Genomic DNA, 22698 nt, shown 5'->3' on the forward strand with positions numbered 1-22698 from the left:
GATGGATGCGGTGAAACGTTACTTCCGCAGCCCGGCCGCGGTGATCGGCCTGATCTTGCTGCTGCTGGTGATCGCGATGGCGATCAGCGCGGGTTTCCTCTATCCGCGCGATCCGCTCGCGCTGGCCGGCCGGCCGCTGGTTTGGCCGTTTTCCAACCCGCGCTTCCTGCTCGGCACCGACAATTCCGGCCGCGACATCGCCGCCCAGATCTTCTATGGCGCGCGGATCTCGCTCCTGATCGGCGGCGTCGCCACCGTGATCGCGATCCTGATCGGCATCCTGGTCGGCGCCTTCGCCGGCTATTATGGCGGCTGGGTCGACAATGTGCTGATGCGGATCACCGAGGCATTCCAGACCCTACCGAACTTCGTGCTGCTGCTGGTCTTGGTCGCGGTGTTCGGCTCGACGCTGACGACGGTGACGATTGCGGTCGGCGTGGTGTCGTGGCCGGCGCCGGCGCGGCTGACGCGGGCCGAGTTCCTGTCGCTGCGCAACCGCGAATTCGTGCAGGCGGGCAAGACGCTCGGCATGAAGGACCTCCAGCTGATTCTCGGCGAGATCCTGCCGAACGCGCTGCCGCCCGTGATCGTCTATGCCAGCGTGGTGATGGCGGTCGCGATCCTGCTGGAAAGCGCGCTGGCGTTCCTGAGGCTGTCCGACCCCAACGTCGCTTCCTGGGGCAATCTGATCGGGCTCGGCCGCGACGTGCTCCGGGTGCAATGGTACGTCTCGGCGATCCCCGGCATCGCGATCCTCGTCACCGTGCTCGCGGTGTCGCTGGTCGGCCAGGGCCTCAACGACGCGCTCAATCCGAGGCTGAAGAGCCGATGAGCGACGCAGTTCTTTCGCTCGACGGGTTGACCGTGCGCCTGCCCAAGGGCGCCGACCGGCCGCACGCGCTGTCCAACGTTTCCCTGTCGGTCGCCTCCAACGAAATCCTCTGCGTGGTCGGCGAATCCGGCTCCGGCAAATCGATGATGGCGAACGCCATCATGCGGCTGCTGCCGAACGAGGTGACGATCGAGCAGGGCCGGATGCTGTTCGACGGCCGCGACCTCTGCGCCGCCGATCCGGCCGAAATGCGCGAGGTGCGCGGCGCCGGCATCGCGATGATCTTCCAGGAGCCGATGACGGCGCTCAATCCGCTGCGCACCATCGGCGACCAGATCGGCGAGATGTTTGCGATCCACACCGCTCTCTCGAAGGCGGAGATCAACGCCCGGGTGCTGGCGCTGCTCGAGGACGTCCGCATCCCCGACCCCAAGGCGGCGGCAAAGGCCTATCCGCACGAACTCTCCGGCGGCCAACGCCAGCGCGCCATGATCGCGATGGCGCTCGCGCTTGACCCGAAGCTTCTGATCGCCGACGAGCCGACCACCGCGCTCGACGTCACAACACAGGCGCAGATCCTGAAGCTGATCCGCGATTTGCAGCAGCGCAAGAAGACCGCAGTGCTGTTCATCACCCATGATTTCGGCGTGGTCGCCGAGATCGCCGACCGCGTCGTGGTGATGCAGCACGGCGCGATCGTCGAGCAAGGTACGGCCGACAAGGTGCTGAACGACCCGCAGCACGCCTATACCAGGCAGCTGATCGCGGCGGTCCCGCCGCTGAAAGCGCCGCCGCCGCGCATCCTCTCCGGCAAGGACATCCTGACCATTGACGGCGTCTCCAAGACCTACCGCACCGGCGGCTTCCTAGGCCGCGGCGCGCGAGTGACGGAGGCGGTCAAGAACGTCTCGCTGCACCTGCCGCGCGGCGCGACGCTCGGCATCGTCGGCGAATCCGGTTCGGGCAAATCGACGCTCGCGCGCTGCATCGTCCGGCTGATCGATCCCGACAGCGGATCGATCGTGCTCGACGGCAAGGACTGGGCGAAGCTCGGCCGCGAGGATATCAGGCGCGAGACCCGCCACATCCAGATGGTGTTCCAGGATCCCTTCGCCTCGCTCAATCCGCGCCGCAAGGCGGCCGAGCTGGTGGCGCAGGGACCGATCGTGCACGGCACCGACCGCGCCACTGCGATTGCGGAAGCGCGAAAACTGTTCGAACTGGTCGGGCTCGATCCATCCGCCGGCGATCGCTTCCCGCACGAATTCTCCGGCGGCCAGCGGCAGCGCATCGGGCTCGCGCGTGCGCTGGCGCTCAAGCCGGACGTGCTGGTGGCGGACGAACCGGTCTCGGCGCTCGACGTCTCGGTGCAGGCGCAAGTCCTGAAGCTGCTCGCCGGGCTGCGCCAGCAACTCGGCCTCTCCATCATCTTCATCACCCACGATCTGCGGGTTGCCGCACAGATCTGCGACCTCGTCGCCGTGATGAAAGATGGCGCAGTGGTCGAGCAAGGGCTGTCTGCCGAAGTGTTCGGCAAGCCGCAGCATCCGTATACGCAGGCGCTGCTCGCAGCGATCCCCGGCGGCGCATTCGCGCGCGAGCACGACATCGCAACCGTGTAGCCGGGCATGCGCGGCCCTACTCCGCCGCTTGTGGCTTGGATTCCTCACGCAGCTGGAAGCGCTTCAGCAATCCGGATACCGTGTCGCGGAAGCCGCCATATTCCAACTCGGAATAGGGTAGCATCGCAGCGCCGGACCAACCCTGGCTGCGCATCTCGATTGCCTTGCGCTGGGCGCGCTGGCGGACCTCGTCCCACGCAAGGTTGTCAAAGAAATCGGTATAGGACTCTGAAAACTTCCCGTCCCGGTCGATCGAGAAGCCGACGCAGGAAACGATCGGCAGGCAGTACATCCCCGTCACCGGGGTGTTGAGCGGCACCGGCATGAGCGGCATCACATGCGAGCCGCGCGCATCGCCGCCCACGAAGTGCGCCTTGGCGAAGGGCGAGATGATTTCTTCGGGCGCCGCGAAAATGCCCTGGTTCCTGACGATCGCGACCGGATCATCCTTGCCGGTGTACTTGCCTGCGATGGAGTGAAGGCGCTGCGCCGAAACGGCGACGGCGACCTCGCCATAGGTTTTCGAGACGATGCGATCAATGCCGAAGCGCTCGTTGTCGCGAAGCAGCGCCGCAATGTGGTAGCCGTCCGCGGGCGCATCGAGTTCGATCACGCTGTCGCCGGCCGTGTTGTCCATATCGATGATATGGAAACGGAAGCCCTTGATCATCGGGGGCAGCATCAGCCCGGCGCAATACATGGGATCGGCAAAGGCCAGATAGAGCGGCAGATTGTAGGCGCCGGGACCGCATTTGTCGGCGGCGAACACCATGAAGGACTCCGCGGGTCTCGCGCCCGAGAGGCTGTGGTCGAAGCTGAGTTCGGCGACGGCCGGACCCGCGCCGCGAACGTTTCCGGAAGGGGCGTCGACGAGAAGATCCTGGCCGGCGCCGTAGAGCCCGGAGGTCTTCGCAACCGCGGTGGCCGCCAGAAACGTCTTCCAGGCGAATTGGTGGACCTCGGAGCTCCCTTCGCCCCGCGTGTGCGTCATGATGATCGCAATATCGTCGCCCGTATGGCGGACGAAACCGTCGATCAGGAGACCATTGTCGATCGCTTTCGCAACCTCCCCTTCGACAGCCGCCATCATGCGCGCAGATGGTTTCGTATGGCCCCCAACGGAACCAATGTCAGCCTTGATGACCGAAATAGTGAGTTTCATGAGCATCCTCCGACCGCAGCTCAGCGCCGTCGCCTTGGCGCTCGCTGCACCGGGGCCACGGCGCTGCTCAAAAGGAACGTTGTGGTTGCGGCAGGTTCCCTGCGCAAGTTCCTCACGGAATTATGGCCCCTCCGTCACCGCGTGTCGATACGGGCTATCGACACATCCGGCATAGCCCGTCATGCTCGATGGGGTTACCACCTGCCCTATGAAGCGCGGTTGAGAAAGATCGGCAAGCCCCGCTTGTTGGAATAGAGAGGTCGGTAGCGCTCGGTGTTGTACGCGCTTGCGACGTCCAATTTGCGCGGCCCGAGCTTGGCGTCGGGGATCGGCACGAGATCGTAGCGGCCCTCGACCAGCGCCGACATCAGACCGGTTTTGCCTTCCAGGATTGCATCGTAGGCCAAGTTGCCGAACGTCAACGCCACAAGCTTGTCGATGAAGTCCGGATCGCCTGACCGCAGGTCGTAGGTGAGGTCAGAGACGATGGTCTCCTCGCCGGTGCGCCGCTTGATCTCGTCCGCGAACGCTTCGGCTACGCTCGCCTTCCTGCGGTGACCGTAGGCATCAGGCTCGCCGAATTCCTGCACCGTGTAGCCCTCCCACTCGGCGCCCTCGCTGAGCACAATCAGCGCGTAGTTGCTTGGGTTGCCGTACTTATCATCAAGGAGAAGCTGGATCAGTTTGTCGAGATTGACCTTGTACTCCGGTATGGCGCATCGGATCGAGGTTGCGTATGCGGTATAGAGTGCCGTAAAGCCGGCATCGCGACCAAAGACGCGGAAAATGCCAATTCGCTCATGCGAGCCGACGGTAGTGCGCTGGCGCTGGATGGCATCGCTGGCGCGGGTGATCGCGGTCGAGAAACCGATGCAGTATTCGGTGTTGCGAACGTCGTTGTCCATCGTCTTCGGGATGGCAATGATCTTGACGCCTCGCCGGTTGAGCTCGTCCGCGTAGCTGAGAGTATCGTCGCCGCCGATGGCGATCAGATGTTCGATACCGAGCCCCGCGAGGTTCGCCAGCACCTCGCTGGTGAGGTCCCACGTCGTGGTTGCGATGCCACCCTTGGTGCTCTGGGAAACCGGAAAGTCGTGGCCCGCGAGATGATCGGGCAACTTCTTCATTTTGGAGGGATTGGTGCGGCTCGAGTGCAGCACGGTGCCGCCGCGCCGGTCGATGACGCGCGTGTTTTCGCGGTTCAGCGGGATGATGTAGTGGGACTTGCTGGCCGGGTCGTCGAGGTTCAGGTGAGTGAGGGCCTCCCAGCCGCGGCGGAGACCGACAACCTCGATGTCGTCCTCGCTGCCGCGATAAGTCACGCTCTTGATCACCGCATTAAGGCCGGGGACGTCACCGCCGCCCGTGAGAATACCAATGCGCTTCCTCGCCATGCCTATCTCCCAGGAATCGGTATGTGGCAATAACGCCTGCGTCGCGTCAGGGTTTCCACAACGCTATCCGCCAACGGCGGAATCCGCGTGATTGCGGCGTTCCACCGGTCCAGTTTGGGCTCCCATTCTTCGGAGCACAATGTTGCCTGACCAGTCCTCACCTCGGGCGGCTGGCACCTCCATGCTCTATATCTCGCGCGCGTGGCGCGGCGCCGCTCCACGTTCACCGCGACCGGCGCGAGGCGAGGAAATACTCCGCCCAACGCAGCAACTCGAAGCGATCGCCCCTGACCAACTCCTGTGCATCGCGGCGCCGATAGAGCACCAGCATCCACGGCGCGAGCTTGCGCAACAATCCATGCGCCATGTACTGCACCGGCTCCGTGAACGGCAGCGCCAGCTCGCTTTCCGGCACGCCCTGGACGGCTCGCGCCAATTCGCGCCCGAGCGGGATGGTCAGCGCGACGGCGCGGCCGTTGCAGCCGGTCCAGCCATAGGCGTTCGGTCCGAGGCGATGCATGCGCGGCAGGAAATCCGCCGTCATCCCGACATAGCCGTTCCAGACATAGTCGAAGGAGACGTCACCGATCTGCGGCCACAGGCGCTGCAACCGCTCGGTTACCCGCGCCTTCAGCCGCCCGGTCTTGTCGCCCGCGCCGAGCACGGCGCCGCCGGTGACGAGGCGATTGCGGGCATCGTAGCGCGCGAAATACAGCTCGCCATGGGTGTCCGACATCGCCTGCCGGCCGGGGATGATGGTCTTGCGGACATTGTCTGACAGCGGCTGCGTCGCCATCTGCCACGACAGCACCGGCATCACCTCGGTCGCGATCTCAGGCACCAGCGTTTTCGCGAACTCGCCGCTATAGGCATTGGTCGCGACCACCAGCGCGCGGCCGGAGATTTCACCCCTTTCGGTCTTCACCACCCAACGATCGCCGCGGCGCTCGAAGCTCAGCGCGGGCGAACGGGCGTAGATCCGCGCGCCGAGGCCGAGCACGGTGCGTGCAAGACCCCGCGCCAGCGCCAGCGGATTGACGTGACCGCCGGTCCTGTTCCAGAAGCCGCCATACCACGCATCCGAGCCGAGCATGTCCCTGGTCTGGTCGCGCGACAGCAATTCGACCGGCGCGCCGAATTTCGACCATTGCTGCACTCGCCGCTCCGCAATCTTGATCCGGCCCGGCGAATGCACCGGCTGCACCCAGCCGGCCTGCTCCTGCTCGGCCTCGATGTTGTAGCGCTTGACGACGTCGAACAGCATTGCCGCGCTGTCGCGCAGCATCGCGACGAAGCGCTCGCCGGCCGCGCCGTGCCTCTTGATGATGTCCTCGGGATCGGGGCGCGACAGCGTCGGGATCACCTGGCCGTTGTTGCGGCCCGAGGCGCCCCAGCCCGGCTCGGCGGCCTCGACGATCGCGACGTCGACATTGGCCTCTCGCAGATGCAGCGCGGTCGACAGACCGGTGAAGCCGCCGCCGATGATGACGACATCGGCCTGCTGCGCGCCCGTCAATTCGGGACAATCGGGGCCGGTTGGCGTCACTGCTGCCCAGAGCGAATTGGGCCAACGCACGGCATTGCTGCTCATCATGATCCTTTCTTGCGGGCGCCAGATCATTCTGGTTAGCTTTACTCTCCTATTCCAGCCGGGAAGACAACAAGTGACACTCAAGAACGTCATCGGAATCGATCACGCCGTGGTCATGGTGAAAGACCTCGACAAGGCCGCCGAGAATTACAAGCGGCTCGGCTTCACCGTATCGCCGCGCGGCACCCACAGCGCGCATATGGGATCGGGCAACTACACCATCATGTTCGACCCCGACTACATGGAATTGCTCGGCGTGCTGACGCCGACGGAACACAATGCTCCGGCGCGCGCCTTCCTGGAGAAGCGCGGCGAGGGCATCGAACGCATCGCGTTCACCGCGGTGGATTCGGCGCTAGGTGCCGAGGAGATTCGCGCGCGCGGCTATGCGCCGATCGGGCCGACCGATTTCGAACGCCCGGTGACGTTGCCGAACGGCACGGTCTCAGCCGCGAAATTCCGCACCTTCCAGTGGCCGACCGCCGAGGCGCCCGGCGGCGTCCGCATCTTCGCCTGCCAGCACAAGACCCGCGATACGGTGTGGATCCCCGAATTGATGACGCACGCCAATGGGGCAAAACGCCTCAAGCAGGTGCTGATCGTCTCGCCCGATCCCGCAACCGACGCCGCGCATCTCTCCAAGATGATCGATATCGCCGCGAGGCACGATCCTGACGGTGCGGTTGCGGTGCCGTCCGGCGGCGATCGTGCCGACTTCGTGTTCCTGACCAGGGACCAGGTCGGCAAACGCTACCCCGGCGTATCGCTGGATGGCCTGTCCGAGCGCGGCGGCGCGGGCCTCGTGATCGCGGCCGACCTCGCCGCAACCGAGAAGGCGCTCGGTACAACCGGCGTGAAGAGCAATGGCGGCATCACCGTGCCGCCGGCGGCTGCAAACGGCACCCTGCTCGCCTTCGTCAAGGCATAATTGCCATACCGTGCTCGGCGCGGCGTTATGCAACGGCGCCGGGCATCTGGGGGCTAGGCATGGAAAGTTGAGACGCTCAGACATTGATGCGATCGCAAATCGCATCAATGTTCTCGCTCAATTTCTAGAGCATGATCTCCGCTCAAACGCTTTTGCGTTTGTCGCGAGGGAAAACCGGTTTCCACTTTTCCGGATCATGCTCTACTATCTCTCCCAAACAAGAACCGTCCAGGGAGAGAAACATGTCGCATCACCTGATCTCGCGCCGGCAAATGCTGGCCGGCACCGCTGCCGCAGGCGCCGTTGGATTGACCGGATTTCCGGCCCGTGCCGAGGTCAACTGGAAGAAATATTCCGGCACCACGCTCGAAGTCAGCCTCGCCAAGGGGCCGCGTGGCGACAACCTGCAGAAATACATCAAGGAATTCACCGAGCTCACCGGCATCAAGGTCGAATCGGAGCAGGTCCCCGAGCAGCAGCAGCGCCAGAAATGCGTGATCGAGCTGTCCTCGGGCAAGCCGAGCTTCGACGTCGTCCACCTCAGCTATCACGTGCAGAAGCGGCAGTTCGAGAAAGCCGGCTGGCTCGCCGACATGTCGGGCTATCTCAAGGATCCGAGCATGACGCTGCCGGACCTCGTCGAGAGCGATTTCTCCGCCGCCGGCCTGCAATATGCGCGCAACGACAAGGGTCAGATGCTGTCGCTGCCGTGGTCGGTCGACTATTTCATCCTCTACTACAACAAGGAGTTGTTCCAGAAGAAGGGCGTCGAGGTCCCGAGGACGCTGGACGAGATGGCGGTCGCCGCCGAGAAGCTGACCGATCCGAAGGAAGGCATCTACGGCTTCGTCGGCCGCGGCCTGCGCAACGCCAACATGGCGATGTGGACCAACTTCTATCTGAACTATGGCGGCGAATTCCTCGACGCGAAGGGCAACATCCTGACCGACGGCCCCGAGGCGATTGAGGCCACCAAGCTCTATCAGCGGCTGCTGACGAAATGTGCGCCTCCCGGCGTCGCCGGCTTCAACTGGATGGAGTCGATGGCCTCGTTCACGCAAGGCCGATCCGCGATGTGGATCGATGCCGACGGCTGGGCACCGCCGCTGGAAGACCCCAACGCCTCGCGCGTGGTGGGCAAGGTCGGCTACACGCTGGTGCCCGCCGGACCCAAGGGCAAGTTCTCGTCGACCTATGGCGATGGCGTCGGCATCGCCGCGGCAAGCAAGAACAAGGAGGCCGCGTACCTGCTCTGCCAATGGGTGGTCTCGCGCGGTCAGGGCGCACGCCTGCTGCAGGCCGGCGGCGGCGTGCCGTTCCGCAACTCCGTCGTCGACGACCCCGAGGTCGCCAAGGGCGTCAAGACCAAGGAATGGCTGCAGTCGGTGGTCGATTCCGCCAAGATCTCGAAGCTCGGCCTGCCCGTCATCATCCCGGTCGCCGAATTCCGCGACATCGTCGGGGCGGCGCTGACCGCGACGCTGTCGGGTGCCGATCCCGCCACCGAGTTGAAGAAGGCGCACGAGCAATTCCGCCCCATCCTGGAGCGTAGTGAAAAAGCGTGAGCGTGGTGACACAGGCTGAGCCGGCGGCGACCGAGAACAACGCCGCGCCGGCGCGTGAATGGCGTCCGCCGTCCTACTGGCCATTCGTGATCCCGGCGCTCGTCGTGGTGCTGGCGGTGATCATCTTTCCATGGGTATTCACGATCTGGATGAGCCTACGGGAATGGAAGGTCGGCTCGCCCACCACCTTCGTCGGGCTCGCCAACTATCTGCGGCTGCCGACCGATCCGCGCTTCGTCGAGGCGGTCGGACACACGCTGTCCTACACCGCCCTGTCGGTGGTGCTGCCGCTGGTGTTCGGCACGCTGGCGGCGGTGGTGTTTCACCAGAAATTCGCCGCGCGCGGCTTCTGGCGCGGCATCTTCATCATGCCGATGATGGCGACCCCGGTGGCGATCGCGCTGGTGTGGACCATGATGTTCCACCCGCAACTTGGCGTCTTGAACTATCTGCTGTCGCTGGTCGGCCTGCCGCCGCAGCTCTGGGTGTTCAACCCGACGACGGTGATCCCCTCGCTGGTGCTGGTCGAGACCTGGCAATGGACGCCGCTGGTGATGCTGATCGTGCTTGGCGGCCTCGCCGCGATCCCGACCGAGCCTTACGAGAGCGCGCAGATCGACGGCGCCAATTTCTGGCAGGTGTTCCGCTTCATCACGCTACCCCTGATCATGCCGTTCCTGTTCATCGCCGGGATGATCCGCATGATCGACGCGGTGAAAAGCTTCGACATCATCTTCGCGATCACGCAAGGCGGGCCGGGCTCGGCATCGGAGACCATCAACGTCTATCTCTACAGCGTCGCGTTCGTCTATTACGATCTCGGCTACGGCTCGGCGATCGCGGTGGTGTTCTTCCTCCTGATCGTGGCGCTGGCAGCGCTGCTGCTCTACTTACGCAAGCGCCTGCTGTGGTCGTCAGAGCTCGGAGACGACGCATGAACCCGCGCTATATCCTCGGCCGGATCGGATTGTGGCTGTCGGTGTTCGTCATCGTCTCGCCGGCGATCCTGTTCTTCCTCTGGATGGCCTCGCTGTCGCTCAAGTTCGAGATCGACAACGCCTCCTATCCGCCGGTGTTCTTCCCGGAGCATATCGCCTGGAAGAACTATGCCGACGTGTTCGCTTCCAACCGCTTCCTGACCTATTTCAGCAACAGCCTGATCGTCACCGGCTGCGCCACGGGCCTCGCGATGCTGGTCGGCGTGCCCGCCGGTTACGGCATTGCCCGGATGGCCGCGCATAAATCGGCGATCGTGATCCTGATCGCGCGCATCACGCCGGGCCTGTCGTATCTGATCCCGCTGTTCCTGCTATTCCAGTGGCTCGGCCTGCTCGGCACGCTGGTGCCGCAGATCATCATCCACCTCGTGGTCACGGTGCCGATCGTAATCTGGATCATGATCGGCTATTTCGAGACCACGCCGCTGGAGCTGGAGGAGGCCGCGCTGATCGACGGTGCCACGCGCTGGCAGGTGTTCCGCCATGTCGCGCTGCCGATCGCCAAGCCCGGGCTCGCGGTCGCCTTCATCCTCGCGGTGATCTTCTCCTGGAACAACTTCGTGTTCGGCATCGTGCTGGCCGGGCGCGAGACGCGCACACTGCCGGTCGCGGTCTACAACATGATCTCGTTCGACCAGCTGAGCTGGGGCCCGCTCGCCGCCGCCGCGCTGATCGTGACGGCGCCGGTGCTGCTGCTCACCGTGGTCGCGCAGCGGCAGATCGTGGCGGGGCTCACCGCGGGTGCGGTGAAGGGTGGTTAGAGCACTGTGAAGTGATGGGGCCGTCGCGGGGGGCGCTGCCAAAATATCGAAAACAACCCCATGCAAAGTAGGCGGCGTCGTCCGGCGTTCGGCCAGCAACTTGACACGTCGGGCAATTCAGAGATATTCTTCTAATATTCCGAAATTGTGCAAACGTCCCCTCAACCCCAAAGCTATCGCGTATGGCATTTGCGGGCTTCTGCAACTGACGCTTCCACGTCGCAGGCGAGAGGGGGGGGAGCGCGCCTTGTTCACGGCCGCAGCCCTCTACCCCCTAAAACCGGACATCGCCGGGTGACCACGGCATGTCGGTTTGGAGGTCAATCACGTCGGCTTGACGATATCTGAGCCACTTTCGCTTGTCCCCTAATAGTGGGCGTATAGCGGGACATCGTGACCGCGATGCCTCTTCCGACATCCTTGCCACTGATGTATGTTCTACCCATTGCCTTTTGGGAGCTGCCAGCGGGACGTGCCGAGGTCCCGATTTTTTTAGCGGCAGCGTCGAAGCCGTCGGCGGGCATCGCACCTAGATAGACCGACGTATTTTTTTGCCGGTGCTACCAGCACTCGCCCTGCCGCGTGCGTCAGCGCGCGGTGAATCCTGCAATATTCAGAGGGGAAAGTCATGAGAACCCAATACAGCGTCACGTTGGCAGTGCTCGCGGGCTTCGGACTTGGCGCGGTCGCGGTTCAGGGGCTTCACGCCCAGGCCAAGCCACCCGTCTACCAGGTCGTTGAAATCGACCCCGGGAACATGGAGTCCTATTTGAAGGACTACGTCCCGAAAGCTCAGGCCGCGATCAAAGCAGCCGGTGGTAAATTCCTTGCCGCCGGAGGCAAGACCACCACGCTCGAAGGAGAACCGCCGAAACCGCGCATCGTCATTCAACAGTGGGATAGCCTCGAACAAGTCCAGGCCTACCGCAATTCAGCGGCCTTCAAGGATCTCCTGCCGCTCCGCGACAAGATGGCGAAATTCCGCAGTTTCGTCGTCGAGGGCGTTCCGCAATAGCCGATGGATTTTTGCAAAACCGAGGCCGCCTGAATTGGCGGCCTCGTCACTATTCCGAGCGTCCTGGCGGGTCCGCTCCGCCCGGTCGATGAGGTCGGCTCCGAGTCAAAAGCGCCGTTTTTGACAGTCGGCCGTTCACTTCCGGTCTAACCCATTAATCGGACGAACTCGGTGTCGGCCGCCACTTCGCAAAAGGGCCAGGAGCCGACATTTGATTGCGCGCTGCCGGCATACACCAGCAGCCGCAGATTACGATGGGCTATCGTTTATTCGGGTAACCCGGCGAGGCGCAATGGCGTAACGAATGAATCGAGATCCTTCTGGTGCCGATAAGGCAATCGCTGCCCCCAGCGACTGGCGGTCAGATTGGGGTGGTTGGCCAGCATTTTGCTTACCATGACGCGCGACTCATCCTCATTGCCGAGGTTCCAGAGCGCCGCCACAAGAATCGATTGCGCAGTCAGCCAGCGTGGCTTCTCGGTTAAGACACGGGAGGCAATGTCTCGTGCGGCGACAAGATCACCGAGGTGAAACTTCGCCCGCGCCGCGTCGACCATCGATTCGTTGCGACGGAGCGGGCTGAGCCGCTGCGCCTGCTCTTCATACTGGGCGGCTTTTCGGAAATTGCCATCATAGCTGTGAAACAGAGCTGCCATATGGTAGGCGCCCGCGTTGTTGGGGGAGAGGGCAATCGCTTTCTCTCCGGCAGCCAAGGCATCGTCGTGGCGACGTTGATAGAGGCGCGTGTAACCCAACGCCACGTATGCGTCAGGGCTGTCGGGGTCGATTTTCAGAGCACGAGCCGCGCAGTCCAGTGCCGCTTCGTAGGTTGTCGCCTCGTCCTTTTCCCAACCAAAGCGAGCCTGGTCGGTCAATGTGAACCCCAACAGACCAAGCGCCGGCGTAAAGACGGGGTTGATCTCCAACGCTCGTTCGAACTCGCTGCGTGCTTGTGCGTGAGTGTGCTTGGCAAAGTTGACGTACAGGGTTCGACCCTTGTGGAAATGCTCGTAAACCAACGGGCTACCCGAGCGTTTGCGCCATACCCGCACCTGTTCGCCAAACGTCAACCGAACCTCGAGCGCGGCGACGATGTCCTGCGTGATCCGATCCTGAAGCTCGAACACGTCGTCGAGGTCGCCCTCGAAACGGTCGGCCCACACATGGGCGCCGTTCAGGCTGTCAATCAACTGTGCCGCCAATCTCACTCGCTTGCCGGCCTTGCGCACGCTCCCTTCCAGCACATAGCGAGCGCCGAGTATTCGCCCGATTTCGCGGATGTCCCGCACCTGTCCCTTGAACACAAAACTCGAATTGCGGGCTATGACCATCAGCTCTTGGATCTTCGATAAAGTGGTCAGCACGTCTTCAGCGATACCATCGGCGAAGTACTCCTGTTCCGGGTCCCCGCTCATGTTGTGGAATGGCAGCACCGCGATCGACGGTTTGTCGGGAAGCGGCAAGGGTTTGGTTTCGGCGGGCGAATTGGCGCTGGACACGGCTGATAAGTCGACCGAATGCGCCGCATAAAGCCGCACTGGTTGCTCGATGTTCTTCAGCGATCTCTCACCGAGATCCTCAAACGAAAAACCGGTCTTACCTCGGACCTGCTCGAAAGCGGTGCTGGACAGGCACACGCCGCCCGGCTCGCACTCATTCTCGACCCGTGCTGCGATATTGACCCCCTCCCCAAAAATATCGTCGCCATCAATGATGATGTCGCCAATATTTATTCCGACCCGGAACTGGATACGCGGCCCATTCCCTTCGGCCGCCCGTTGCGCCATTTTCCTCTGAACCTCGACCGCGCAGGTGACGGCATCGACAGCACTGGCGAACTCAACCAGCATGCCGTCGCCGGTGGTCTTGACGATCCGGCCGTGATGCTGGGCGATCGCATGATCGACGACTTCGCGGCGATGCGTCTTCAAGGCGCTCAGCGTGCCGACTTCATCAGCACCCATCAGGCGCGAGTAGCCCGCGACATCGGCTGCGAAGATGGCAGCAAGCCTGCGTTCGACCCGCGTCTCGGCCATGTGGAACGCTCCGACCCAGCGTAGTAGTCGGTCAAGTCTATGCGTCGGAACCGGGGTGTGTCCATCGGGTTCGCGAAGTCGGCTCAGGGTCAGGAGCGTCGGTTTGGCTCTGGAGCTACGACTTCCGGTCAGCCCGAGTGAGCAGACGTCTTTAGGACCGACCGGCAGGTCTCAAACTAATCGGAGGTCCTGCCAACCATTCTCGCCAAGTTTCTCTGTTGTTATAAGGTCGCTGTGTTTTAACCCGGATGCATGTGGAGGAACCACAATGCAACGGCCACTGATTGTTTTTGCTCTATTCAGTCTCGTACTGACGGCGCCAGCATTTGCACAAGATGCCATCGCCGGCGCAAAAGCGGCTTGCGAAAACTTCAGCGTGCTGGGAGCAACGGGGGATGCTGCAAAGTTGGCGGAGGGTTTCTATTCCGAGAGGGATATGTTCATCGGTCCCGCGCCAGTTGCGGGCATACTCATCGGGCGTGAAGCCATTCAGAAAAAAGCTACGCGGAAGGTTTTAAGACGTCTAAGACCATTTCCGGTACCTGCGAAAACTTCGCGCTACTCAATTCTACAACCGTCGCCGTGAGCGGTCATTGGATGATGACCCCTATTGACCCTAATGGGCGGATCGCCAAAGGGAGCTACGGGATAACCTTCGTGAATGAGGACGGCAAATGGTGGCTGCCGTTGATAGCTGGAACATCGATCTGCCACCTGCCAAGACGCAATAGGCTGGGGTCCCTGCGGGGCCAAGGGCCAACTTCCATATTGGGTCACTCGCGGAAGTCGAGCCGCGTGAACAGCATGTCCCTTCGATGGATATCGGACCGCTGGCGTTTATGAGTACGCGCCCTACTACCCTTGCTTCCGAAGTTCGTGTGAGCGGGAGCCGCAGATGCCGACGGACTTCGGAATCGGAGCACTAGAGCCTTTTCCGTTCCGATGGAATCGGAACGGGGCTCTAGATTCTTGTTTGACGCGTTTTCTTCACGCGAACCGGTGTCCACTTCGCTCGAAAACGCTCTAGAATTTCCAGTTGATCTCGCCCTTGGCGGTGTGATCGTGCGAATCGCGCGCAAGCTGTCCCGAATAGATCAGGCCAACGCTGGCGTTGCGCGCCAGGTTGAAGCCGAGACCCGCTTCGACCAGCAACGCATCGCGCGCGATCGGTATGCCGGCAACCGTGAACGGTGTCCCGCCGCCGGAAAACGCCAGCAGCGTTTCCGGCCTCACATCGCCGAAGGCATGCCGCCAGCTGAGCGTGCCGCGCACCGTCAGCGGCTTGCCGTCAGCCAGCGCTACCGCGCCCTCGCCGCGCAGCCCGAGCGTGGTGAAGGCGGTAGCCAAGGCATCGCCGCCGCCGCTGAGCGCCGCGCTGCCGGTCTCGGCAAAATGGCCGGTGTCGAGATGCACGTAGGCAAGCCCCGCGAACGGTTCGAGCGCGACAGGGCCGAGTGCGAAACCGCGGCCGATCTCGCCGAACACCTGGGCGGTGTGGCCGTCGTAGCTCGCCTTGGCGGCGTCGAAGAAGCCGGGAAACACGATCGCGCGATCGGTATCGATGCTGTGCGCGGTGAAGGCGGCGCCGCCGCGCAGAGCCCAGGCGTCGAGCTGACCACCGCCATAGAGCGCGAGGTGATAATTGTTGATGGCGGCGCCGGAGCGGCGGTCATCGACATGCAGCAAGGACTGGGTGTAGCCGCCGGTCTCGCGCCTGAGCGCGGCGGCATTGCCGTCGCTGCCCGTGTGTCCCCAATCGCCGACGGCTTGCGCCCAGGCGGTCATCACCCGCTCCTGCGGCAGAAATTTCGGCGCGGCCTTGAAGGCCGGTTCGGCCGCGTAGGCCGAAGCGCCGCTGCCGTCGATCGCGACGGCCTGAGGACCGATGCCGGCGAGCGCCGCAGACGGTCCGTCCGCGCTGCCGAAAGGCTGCCGCAGCCGGCCGATCACGGCGTCACGGACGTCACGCGACTCATCGAGCATTGCGCCCGCCGCGCTCGCGTGCAGCTCGCCGGAGAGCTGGTCGAACGCAAAACGCGCCTGCGCCGGCGTCGTACTGAAGGCGAGCGCGTTGAACGCCGGCCCGCGGCCGAGGCCGTCCAACCCGGTCCCCGTCGCGATCTGATTGCGCGTTTGCGCTGCGGTCGCAAAGCGCACATTGTTGCGCGCAAACGTCAGGAATACGTCGTTGGCATCATAGGTCAGACTGGGCGCGATGAAGGCGAAGCTGCTGGTGCCGGACATTAAGCCCGAGAATGTGCCGGTCCTTCCTCCCGCTGCGGTCAGAATCGTGTAGGGCGTGTTGAAGAGGAAACCGTTCACCGACGTCAACCGCACGGTTCCGCCGGAAAGATTAGCTGCTCCACTCGCAGCGATCCTGTCGCTCCGTCCGGCCGCGCTGAGGTCGAGGGCGTAGATGGCGCCCGGCAGCATAGCCATGCTGCCGGCAATATGGAGCGTGCCGATCGCGCCAATCGCGCCACCGCCAGGCGAGACCGTGCCGCCGCCGGCGATCGTGGTCGCGCCGACGGTGCCGATGCCGGCGAGCGCGCCGCCGCCGTTGACGCTCACCGCCGATTGCGCGATCGAGCCGTTGACGGCGAGCGTTCCGGCATTGATCGTGGTGGCGCCCGTGTAGGTGTTAGCACCTGACAGCGTCAGCGTGCCGGTGCCGACCTTGACCAGGCGGCCGCCGGTGCCGCTGATGACGCCGGACACCTCGGTGCTGAGATTGTTGGAGCCGACCGTCAGAGTCTTGCTACCGAGAACATAGGACCCCGCCCCCTCGATCGAGCCCGCCGTCGTGCCGGCGCTTGCCAAGTTCGACATGTCGAACACGCCACCGGCGTTGTTGATGAAACGCGCATTGCCGCCAGTAGCTTGAGCATTAAAGAATGTCTGCCCACCGGCGTTGTTGATGATCGTCGCATTGCCGGCGCTGCTGGCATCACCAAAAAAGAGCCTGCTGTTGCCGAAGTTCGTGATGCTGGCATTGGCGGCGGTACTGGAAAATTCAAAATTCACAATACTGTTGTTCGTGATGCTTGCGTTAGCAGCCGTGCTGCTGGCGGCAAAAATCACGTCACCGCCGCGAGGGTTGGCAACGACGGCGTTGGCCGCCGTGCTTTTGTCGTCAAAGGTCAGAGAGAAGCCGTTGCTGATATGGGCGTTGCCAGCCGAGCTGGTGTTGAAAAAATGTATCTCGGAAATAACAGAATTGAGACTGTTGATGGCAGCGTTGCCGGCCGAGCTGCTGTCCGCAAAGTGAACGGTGCTGCCGTTGTTGATCGTGGCATTGGCCGCGGTGCTGGTGTTGTTGAAAAATGCCCCGCCAGAAGTCGTGTTGATGATGGCGTTGCCGGCCGAACTGGCGTTACTAAAACTAACCCCGCTATCGAAAACCGGAGCAAAGTTTGAATTGTTGACGATTCCCCGGTCGGTAAAATTCAAGCCCACGCTGAACCTGTAGGCCGGCGCATCGCTGTTCAACACAATCGTCCCGACCGAGACTATTTGCGGAGCCGTGATCGCGGTTTGGCTGGAGGCGCCGAAAGTCGCGGTTCCCGTCGGCGGGAAGTTGGAACTCCAGTTGGCGGGGTCGTTCCAGTCATTCGAGACAGGATGGGCACTCCATGTCGCGTCCTGCGCCTCGCCCGTCCGCGGCATCAGGATTGTGCCGAGCAGCAACGCCCAGACCGTGACGCGCGCCATCGAAGGCGCGCGCACGCCGAACCGGCGTGGAACAGCCGCGCCGGTCGGCGCCCTGTCCTGTTCCGAGACCTGCATCCCAAACTCCCTCGTCGACTCCTAGGGATACGACGTGTAGGGATCGCCGGATGAGCCCGCTTGGGCTGCCGCGTCACGGACTTGGGACTGAGACGCCAGCCTTGATTTTTGAACCTAGTGCTACAATGCGGCCACACAGATCAGAGCGCATACGCCGACGAGCCCATGATGTCAGAGTCCCCAGAGCCCACGACGCTCCGTTTTTCGACCGCCGAATGGCCGGCGCAGAACCGGCTCGCGATATGGCGCGAAGCGATCGGACGCCGCGTCTTTCAATTCGACACGATGCCGTTGCATGACGGGCCCTTCCACGCCGAGACGACGGCGCAGGCGCTGCCCGAGCTGTGCTTTGGATCCTGGAGCCTCGGCAATCTACGCACTGCCGTGACGCACGACCTGCTCGACGGCACCGACCACCTCATGCTCCGCATCTCGCTGAGCGGCACGCCCGTCCTATCGCACCGGGGTCGCGAGGTCACCGGCGCTGCCGGCGATGCCATCCTGATGTCGACCACGGAGCCGTGGGTGAGCATCTCTCCGTCGCTGACGCGATTCCTCAGCTTGCGGCTGCGGCGCAACGCGCTTACGCCGCTCGTGTCGTATCCCGAAGATGCGCTCATGCGCCCGGTGCCGCGCGATACCGAAGCCGTAAAACTGCTTACCTTCTATCTGCAAAAGCTGATCCGCATGGATCCGATGTCGACGCCCGAACTGCGGCAAGTCGTCGTCACCCATATCTACGACCTCGCGGCGTTGGTGATCGGCGCCACCCGCGACGGGGCGGCTGTGGCAAAGGACCGGGGCTTGCGCGCCGCGCGGCTTGCCGCCGCCAAAGCCGATATCCATGCGCATTTCTCTGATCCCGACCTCACGCTGATCACCGTCGCGGCGCGTCGGAATCTCTCTCCGCGCAGTCTTCAGCGCCTGTTCGCCGACGAGGGAACGAGCTTCACCGAATTCGTCCTCAACGCCCGCCTGACGCGGAGCCATCGGCTGCTGACCGATCCGCGCTGGCGCGATCGCAACATCAGCAGCATCGCGTTCGAAGCCGGCTTCGGCGACCTGTCCTATTTCAACCGCACGTTCCGCCGGCGCTACGGCGCGACGCCCGCCGACGTCCGCGCCGCGATGCGGCGTTGAGCGCGCCAAAGCGCGATAGATACGGATCGAATCGTTATCGCGCCTTGGCTCTTCGTTTTCGTTGCGCAGTGGCTGGCGCTCCGATTCCGACGTTCGCAAGCACATGCGGCTCACTCTTATACGAACTTCGGAATCAAGGAGCACTAACTAGGCCGTGTACCTATAAACCCGGCGGCGTCATGTGACTGGTGACTACGTCCGCTTTGCTCCTATAGCGACCAAGTTCGTGCGGCAGCGCGGTATATTGCGATGGGCCAACGGGCGACCTCAATCATGCGGTCGCGACTGGCGCAAAGTGACCGTCGACGAATTCAAGGCGCGTGGAAAACCCGTTGAACAGAGGGCTCGCTCAGATCACGTCGACAACGATTTTGCCACAGCTCTCGCATGTTCAATGAACAATTTCGCCAACGGACCCGGGGTGCGGTTTTTCACAGTGAGAATGGCGATCGCATCAAGGGTAGCCGGAATCTTTGCAGGCAGGATTTTCAATCCCACGCGTCGGGAACTGAACTGAGCAACGGAGTTTGGCAGAACGCCAACGAATTTGCTGGTCGCGATCAGTGTGGTGGTCAGTTGAATCGACAGCGTGGCAATCTCTGGCCGCGGCGATCTCAATCCGCTGGCGACGAAGATTCCCGAGATGATTCTGCCAGGCGTGCTGTCAAGCGGCGGAAGCACCCAGGATTCCTCCATCAAATCGGCAAGCTCGACGCGACGCCGGCGCGCCCACGGGCTGTTCACGCCGGCGACCGCGACAAACGGCTCCTGCAGCAATAGCTCGACCGCCAGGTCATCCTCGACAAAAGGATCCGGCAGTCGCCCTACCAAGAGTTCGACCTTGCGCTCACGTAACGGATTGAACTGCAACAGCGCCACGTCGGCGTGGATCACCTGCAACTGCACGCCCGGATGCTGCTGCAGCAGGCGCTCACAGATCGCCGGCATGATGCCGGCATTCATGATTTCGGAGCAACCAACCGCCAGTTCGCCCGACGTCGGGTCGGTGAGGAATTCGATCTGCTTCAGCCCCTGCCGCATCTCGTCGAAGACATTGACGCCGCATTTGAGCAGGGCTGCCCCGCAGTTGGTTACTTCCACCCCCTGCGAGGTGCGATCGAACAGCTTTACCCCAAGCGTTTGCTCGAGATCGGAAATTGTCTTGGACACGACGGGATGGGAGATCGCCAGCTTCTGCGATGCCTTCGCCATGCTGCCCGATTCCGCCACGGCGAGCATCACGTGAAGGTCGCGCAGCTTGATGCGGCGGCCGATGCGGTCCGACCAGTCCATTTCTGCCCCCTTAGTCCAGAGGCTACAGGGATGTCTCAAAATCCGACTTTCAAACTACAGCGGCGAGAGCCAGTATTTCAACCCGCAGTCGGCGCTCCAATCCCCATCGGGAGGTGCGCCGGCTCCGACAGAGGAGGCCAGCTATGCCAAGGAATTCAATCCTTTCGGCTGCCGTTCTCGCAGCCTCGATCGCCACAGCCGGCAGCGCCGGCGCGCAAGGGACCGTCAAGATCGGGATGGTCATGCCAATGACCGGCGCGTTGGCGGGGGCAGGACAACAAGTGCTTGCGGGTGCTCGCCTTTATATCAAGCAGCACGGCGAGATCGTGGCCGGCAAGCGGATCGAACTGATCGTCCGCGACGACGCCTCGTCCGGCGAAACCGGCCAGCGCCTGATCCAGGAACTCGTCGTCAACGACCAGGTCGACGTGATCGGCGGGAGCCTGACGGCCGACCTTATGCCCAGCGCATCGTTTGTCACCAAGGCGCAGAAGCCGACGGTGATCATGATTTCAAGCACGACGGCAGTGATCGACAAGTCGCCGTTCTTCGTCCGCACGAGCTGCACGCTAGCGCAATCCTCGGCCATCCTTGCAGACTGGGCGGCGAAGAAAGGGCTCGGCAAGGCGGTGACGCTGGTCACCGAATTCGCGCCGGGGCTCGAGGCAGAAGAAACCTTTACCAGCAGCTACAGGGCGGCCGGTGGCCGGGTCGTCGAGGCGATCCGCGTACCGGTCCGCAGTCCAGACTTCGCGCCGTTCCTGCAGCGCGTCAGAGACGCTGCCCCGCAGGCGCTGTTCGTGTTCATTCCTTCGACGCAGGCCGCGGTTTTCGCCAGACAGTTCGTCGAGCGTGGCCTCGACAAGGCGGGCATTGCGTTGATCGGTCCCGGCGACCTCACCGACGACGAAGCGCTGCAGAACATGGGGGACTCCATGCTAGGAACTGTCACTGCGCATTTCTATTCCGCGGCCCACGCGTCCGCATTGAACGATGTATTCACCGAGGCCTATCGCAAGGAAGCGAAGATGCGCGCGAACTTCATGGCGGTTTCCGGCTATGACGGCATGCACCTGGTCTATGAAGCGCTGAAGAAGACGGCCGGTTCGACTGATGGCAAGACCCTTGTTGCCGCGATGAAGGGCATGGCCTGGGAAAGCCCGCGTGGACCGATCTCGATCGACCGCAACAGCGGCGAGGTCGTGCACAATATCTACATCCGTAAGGTCGAGAAGGTGGATGGTGAACTGCGCAATGCCGAGTTCGAAACCTTTAATAATGTCAGGGACCCTCGCGAGGCCGTCGCGAAATGAGGGATGCGCATGTCATCATCGCCGGAGGTGGCGTTGGCGGGCTGAGCCTCGCGCTCAGCCTGCATCAGGCCGGAATACGCGTCCGCGTCTACGAAGCGGTGCGCAATCCTCTCCCGCTCGGTGTCGGCATCAACCTGCAGCCAACGGCGGTACGCGAGTTGACGGAGCTTGGGTTCGGCTCTGCTCTTGCAGAGACCGGGATCGCCACGCAGCGCTTGAAACTCTGCAACAAGTTTGGGCAATTGATCCATGATGAGCCGAGGGGGGTGGCAGCGGGATATCGCTGGCCGCAAATTTCCATCCATCGCGGAGAACTGCAACTTTTGCTGCTTCGCGCGGCGCGCGAGCGGATCGGCGACAGAAATGTCCGAACGGGAATGAGGCTTAGAGGCTTCGAGCAGCGCGGTGGGCGTGTGCGGGCTCGCTTCAGCGATGAGGACTCCGGTTCAGACCTGTTTGAAGAAGCCGATATCCTCGTCGGCGCCGATGGCATTCATTCCGCTGTGCGGCGTCAGGTTTATCCTGACGAAGGAGCGCCACGCTTCGCTCACCAGATCCTGTGGCGTGCGGCGATCGAGGCTGAACCGTTCCTCGATGGGCAGACGATGGTCATCGCCGGGCATTTCGATCAGCGAATTGTCGTCTACCCGATCGGCAGGACTGCAGGAGGCAAATTGCTGACGAACTGGATTTGTCAGATGACGGTGCCCGATCAGGCGCCATTCCCAGAACACTGGAATCGACGCGTCGGGAAGGAAGAGGTGCTTTTGGCATTTGAACGCTGGCGATTTCCCTGGCTCGACCTGCCGACACTGATCGAACGATCGCAAGACATCTACGAGTTTCCACTCGTCGATCGCGACCCGGTTCCGGCCTGGTCATTCGGCTGCGTCACTCTCCTCGGCGATGCGGCACATCCCATGCAGCCGATCGGTAGCCAAGCCGGTTCGCAGGCGATCCTGGACGCCCGCACCCTCACCCGCGCTCTGGCTGAGACTGATGATCCCGTCGCCGCGCTGGAACGCTACGACGCAGAGCGTCGGCCGGTAATGAACGACGTCATCCTACGAAATCGGAATCTCGGACCTGAAGCTGCGATGCAGCTTGCAGAAGAGCGAGCGCCGAACGGCTTTGCCCGCGTCGAAGACGTGATCGCGCAACATGAGCTTGACATTATCGCGAAATCCTTTGCCACGGCCGCTGGTCTTGATGTCGAAACAGTCAATCAGAGGCCGCCGTATCTGTCTCCGTAGCAGAACCAC

The 22698-nt window shown here is 62.8% G+C and carries 19 protein-coding genes; 13 read left to right on the plus strand and 6 right to left on the minus strand.

The genetic code is table 11. The features are described from left to right. The first annotated feature begins 1 nt into the window (after position 1). The gene (locus tag Q0030_RS07380) at positions 2 to 832 is read left to right on the plus strand and encodes an ABC transporter permease (protein WP_298364771.1); all 831 of its coding nucleotides are present in this window, start codon (positions 2 to 4) and stop codon (positions 830 to 832) included. Beyond that, positions 829 to 2454: an ABC transporter ATP-binding protein gene (locus tag Q0030_RS07385; protein ID WP_298364773.1), complete on the plus strand. Its 1626-nt coding sequence runs from the start codon at positions 829 to 831 to the stop codon at positions 2452 to 2454. Before Q0030_RS07380 ends, Q0030_RS07385 begins: the two co-directional genes overlap by 4 nt. Before the next feature lie 16 nt (positions 2455 to 2470). On the opposite strand, the gene Q0030_RS07390 is transcribed toward Q0030_RS07385, so the two are convergent. From Q0030_RS07390 to Q0030_RS07400, 3 genes are all read right to left on the minus strand, one after another. Continuing rightward, a complete protein-coding gene (locus Q0030_RS07390) occupies positions 2471 to 3616 on the minus strand; it encodes a fructose 1,6-bisphosphatase (protein WP_298364776.1) in 1146 nt (381 codons plus the stop codon). Positions 3617 to 3822: 206 nt separating this feature from the next. After that, on the minus strand, positions 3823 to 5010 hold the full coding sequence (locus Q0030_RS07395; protein WP_298364780.1) for a 6-phosphofructokinase: 1188 nt from the start codon (positions 5008 to 5010) through the stop codon (positions 3823 to 3825). A 223-nt stretch (positions 5011 to 5233) separates the two neighbouring features. Then, positions 5234 to 6601: an FAD-dependent oxidoreductase gene (locus tag Q0030_RS07400; RefSeq protein WP_298364791.1), complete on the minus strand. Its 1368-nt coding sequence runs from the start codon at positions 6599 to 6601 to the stop codon at positions 5234 to 5236. A 73-nt stretch (positions 6602 to 6674) separates the two neighbouring features. Here Q0030_RS07400 and Q0030_RS07405 point away from each other — a divergent pair, with 73 nt between their 5' ends. The 5 genes from Q0030_RS07405 to Q0030_RS07425 all read left to right on the plus strand — a co-directional run bounded on the left by Q0030_RS07405 (position 6675) and on the right by Q0030_RS07425 (position 11868). After that, the gene (locus Q0030_RS07405; RefSeq protein ID WP_298364794.1) at positions 6675 to 7529 is read left to right on the plus strand and encodes a VOC family protein; all 855 of its coding nucleotides are present in this window, start codon (positions 6675 to 6677) and stop codon (positions 7527 to 7529) included. A gap of 242 nt (positions 7530 to 7771) precedes the next feature. Beyond that, positions 7772 to 9094: a sugar ABC transporter substrate-binding protein gene (locus Q0030_RS07410; RefSeq protein WP_298364797.1), complete on the plus strand. Its 1323-nt coding sequence runs from the start codon at positions 7772 to 7774 to the stop codon at positions 9092 to 9094. A gap of 5 nt (positions 9095 to 9099) precedes the next feature. Continuing rightward, a complete protein-coding gene (locus tag Q0030_RS07415) occupies positions 9100 to 10032 on the plus strand; it encodes a sugar ABC transporter permease (RefSeq protein ID WP_298365733.1) in 933 nt (310 codons plus the stop codon). Beyond that, on the plus strand, positions 10029 to 10853 hold the full coding sequence (locus tag Q0030_RS07420) for a carbohydrate ABC transporter permease (RefSeq protein WP_298364800.1): 825 nt from the start codon (positions 10029 to 10031) through the stop codon (positions 10851 to 10853). Before Q0030_RS07415 ends, Q0030_RS07420 begins: the two co-directional genes overlap by 4 nt. A 658-nt stretch (positions 10854 to 11511) precedes the next feature. Continuing rightward, positions 11512 to 11868: a DUF1330 domain-containing protein gene (locus tag Q0030_RS07425; protein ID WP_298365735.1), complete on the plus strand. Its 357-nt coding sequence runs from the start codon at positions 11512 to 11514 to the stop codon at positions 11866 to 11868. A 266-nt stretch (positions 11869 to 12134) separates the two neighbouring features. Here Q0030_RS07425 and Q0030_RS07430 read toward each other — a convergent pair whose 3' ends face one another. Next, entirely contained in the window at positions 12135 to 13904 is a 1770-nt protein-coding gene (locus Q0030_RS07430; RefSeq protein ID WP_298364802.1) for an adenylate/guanylate cyclase domain-containing protein, read from the minus strand. Between the two features lie 268 nt (positions 13905 to 14172). On the opposite strand from Q0030_RS07430, the gene Q0030_RS07435 reads away from it, so the two are divergent. Continuing rightward, positions 14173 to 14490: a hypothetical protein gene (locus Q0030_RS07435; protein WP_298364812.1), complete on the plus strand. Its 318-nt coding sequence runs from the start codon at positions 14173 to 14175 to the stop codon at positions 14488 to 14490. Positions 14491 to 14927: 437 nt separating this feature from the next. Here the strand turns inward: Q0030_RS07435 and Q0030_RS07440 are convergent, their stop codons facing one another. After that, positions 14928 to 16733 carry an autotransporter domain-containing protein gene (locus Q0030_RS07440; RefSeq protein WP_298364814.1) on the minus strand — a complete coding sequence of 602 codons (1806 nt, stop codon included), beginning with the start codon at positions 16731 to 16733 and terminating at the stop codon, positions 14928 to 14930. An 88-nt stretch (positions 16734 to 16821) separates the two neighbouring features. Here Q0030_RS07440 and Q0030_RS07445 point away from each other — a divergent pair, with 88 nt between their 5' ends. The 3 genes from Q0030_RS07445 (at position 16822) to Q0030_RS07455 (ending at position 18830) form a co-directional block, all read left to right on the plus strand. Next, positions 16822 to 17172 (plus strand): hypothetical protein, encoded by a 351-nt coding sequence (locus Q0030_RS07445; RefSeq protein ID WP_298364817.1) that lies wholly within the window; start codon positions 16822 to 16824, stop codon positions 17170 to 17172. Between the two features lie 3 nt (positions 17173 to 17175). After that, positions 17176 to 17373: a hypothetical protein gene (locus Q0030_RS07450; RefSeq protein ID WP_298364820.1), complete on the plus strand. Its 198-nt coding sequence runs from the start codon at positions 17176 to 17178 to the stop codon at positions 17371 to 17373. 485 nt (positions 17374 to 17858) lie between these two features. Beyond that, positions 17859 to 18830 (plus strand): helix-turn-helix domain-containing protein, encoded by a 972-nt coding sequence (locus tag Q0030_RS07455; protein ID WP_298364825.1) that lies wholly within the window; start codon positions 17859 to 17861, stop codon positions 18828 to 18830. A 354-nt stretch (positions 18831 to 19184) separates the two neighbouring features. Here Q0030_RS07455 and Q0030_RS07460 read toward each other — a convergent pair whose 3' ends face one another. Continuing rightward, complete coding sequence (locus Q0030_RS07460; protein ID WP_298364827.1) at positions 19185 to 20123, minus strand: LysR family transcriptional regulator; 939 nt, start codon at positions 20121 to 20123, stop codon at positions 19185 to 19187. A gap of 143 nt (positions 20124 to 20266) precedes the next feature. On the opposite strand from Q0030_RS07460, the gene Q0030_RS07465 reads away from it, so the two are divergent. Together Q0030_RS07465 and Q0030_RS07470 are read left to right on the plus strand one after the other, a co-directional pair. Then, the gene (locus Q0030_RS07465) at positions 20267 to 21436 is read left to right on the plus strand and encodes an ABC transporter substrate-binding protein (protein ID WP_298365737.1); all 1170 of its coding nucleotides are present in this window, start codon (positions 20267 to 20269) and stop codon (positions 21434 to 21436) included. Then, entirely contained in the window at positions 21433 to 22689 is a 1257-nt protein-coding gene (locus Q0030_RS07470; RefSeq protein ID WP_298364829.1) for a flavin-dependent oxidoreductase, read from the plus strand. Before Q0030_RS07465 ends, Q0030_RS07470 begins: the two co-directional genes overlap by 4 nt. Positions 22690 to 22698 lie beyond the last annotated feature (9 nt).

This window comes from uncultured Bradyrhizobium sp., from assembly GCF_947648125.1.
Classification (GTDB): Bacteria; Pseudomonadota; Alphaproteobacteria; order Rhizobiales; family Xanthobacteraceae; genus Bradyrhizobium.

Bases quoted from the DNA above. Each gene is read 5' to 3' on its own strand.
- Q0030_RS07440 (WP_298364814.1), bottom strand. From the start codon at position 16,733: ATGTCGAACTTGGCAAGCGCCGGCACGACGGCGGGCTCGATCGAGGGG.
- Q0030_RS07460 (WP_298364827.1), bottom strand. From the start codon at position 20,123: ATGGACTGGTCGGACCGCATCGGCCGCCGCATCAAGCTGCGCGACCTT.
- Q0030_RS07390 (WP_298364776.1), bottom strand. From the start codon at position 3,616: ATGAAACTCACTATTTCGGTCATCAAGGCTGACATTGGTTCCGTTGGG.
- Q0030_RS07430 (WP_298364802.1), bottom strand. From the start codon at position 13,904: ATGGCCGAGACGCGGGTCGAACGCAGGCTTGCTGCCATCTTCGCAGCC.
- Q0030_RS07470 (WP_298364829.1), top strand. From the start codon at position 21,433: ATGAGGGATGCGCATGTCATCATCGCCGGAGGTGGCGTTGGCGGGCTG.
- Q0030_RS07420 (WP_298364800.1), top strand. From the start codon at position 10,029: ATGAACCCGCGCTATATCCTCGGCCGGATCGGATTGTGGCTGTCGGTG.
- Q0030_RS07435 (WP_298364812.1), top strand. From the start codon at position 14,173: ATGCAACGGCCACTGATTGTTTTTGCTCTATTCAGTCTCGTACTGACG.
- Q0030_RS07410 (WP_298364797.1), top strand. From the start codon at position 7,772: ATGTCGCATCACCTGATCTCGCGCCGGCAAATGCTGGCCGGCACCGCT.
- Q0030_RS07400 (WP_298364791.1), bottom strand. From the start codon at position 6,601: ATGAGCAGCAATGCCGTGCGTTGGCCCAATTCGCTCTGGGCAGCAGTG.
- Q0030_RS07465 (WP_298365737.1), top strand. From the start codon at position 20,267: ATGCCAAGGAATTCAATCCTTTCGGCTGCCGTTCTCGCAGCCTCGATC.
- Q0030_RS07455 (WP_298364825.1), top strand. From the start codon at position 17,859: ATGTCAGAGTCCCCAGAGCCCACGACGCTCCGTTTTTCGACCGCCGAA.
- Q0030_RS07385 (WP_298364773.1), top strand. From the start codon at position 829: ATGAGCGACGCAGTTCTTTCGCTCGACGGGTTGACCGTGCGCCTGCCC.
- Q0030_RS07445 (WP_298364817.1), top strand. From the start codon at position 16,822: ATGATCGTCGCATTGCCGGCGCTGCTGGCATCACCAAAAAAGAGCCTG.
- Q0030_RS07380 (WP_298364771.1), top strand. From the start codon at position 2: ATGGATGCGGTGAAACGTTACTTCCGCAGCCCGGCCGCGGTGATCGGC.
- Q0030_RS07395 (WP_298364780.1), bottom strand. From the start codon at position 5,010: ATGGCGAGGAAGCGCATTGGTATTCTCACGGGCGGCGGTGACGTCCCC.